The organism is Psychrobacter sp. 1U2 (assembly GCF_051847575.1).
Genome location: NZ_JBPYDC010001675.1, coordinates 1 through 545, shown reverse-complemented (window position 1 = coordinate 545; position 545 = coordinate 1). Strand labels below are relative to the sequence as shown.

The window sequence follows — 545 nt, the reverse complement described above, 5'->3', positions numbered from 1 at the left end:
ATACTATGAGTAATTCTAATAACGCTACTAATCAGATCGGTCTAGAAAAAGCAGACATGAGCGCAGTCATTGCACAGTTAAACAATCTACTATCAACGTATCATGTATTTTATTTAAACGTACGCGGTTATCATTGGAACGTAAAAGGCGAGCACTTTTTTACATTGCATCCTCAATTTGAAGAATTATATACGTCGCTACAATTACAGATTGACGAGATTGCTGAGCGTATCTTGACCTTGGGTGGTACGCCACTCCATGCTTATAGCGATTTTACGCAGCATACTAGCATCAGTGAAGATAAAAACGTTAAAGATGGCACAAGCTGCGTTAAAGGCGTGGTTTCAGGGTTGCAAGCATTAATCGCAGAACAACGCAAAGTGTCTTCACTAGCGGCAGAAGGTGAGGATCAAGGTACTGCTGATTTGATAGATGCATACGTACAAGAGCAAGAAAAACTGATATGGATGTACAATGCATTCTTAGGTTAATAGTCTGATTAAAACATATAGAAATCAAGACACAAAAAAGCACCTATCATTAGG

The 545-nt window shown here is 38.7% G+C and carries 1 protein-coding gene; it reads left to right on the top strand.

The features are described 5' to 3' along the window. The first annotated feature begins 5 nt into the window (after positions 1-5). Entirely contained in the window at positions 6-491 is a 486-nt protein-coding gene (locus ACS8FD_RS23820) for a Dps family protein (protein WP_439260436.1), read from the top strand. The last annotated feature ends 54 nt before the right edge of the window (positions 492-545 follow it).

Bases quoted from the DNA above. Each gene is read 5' to 3' on its own strand.
- ACS8FD_RS23820 (WP_439260436.1), top strand. From the start codon at position 6: ATGAGTAATTCTAATAACGCTACTAATCAGATCGGTCTAGAAAAAGCA.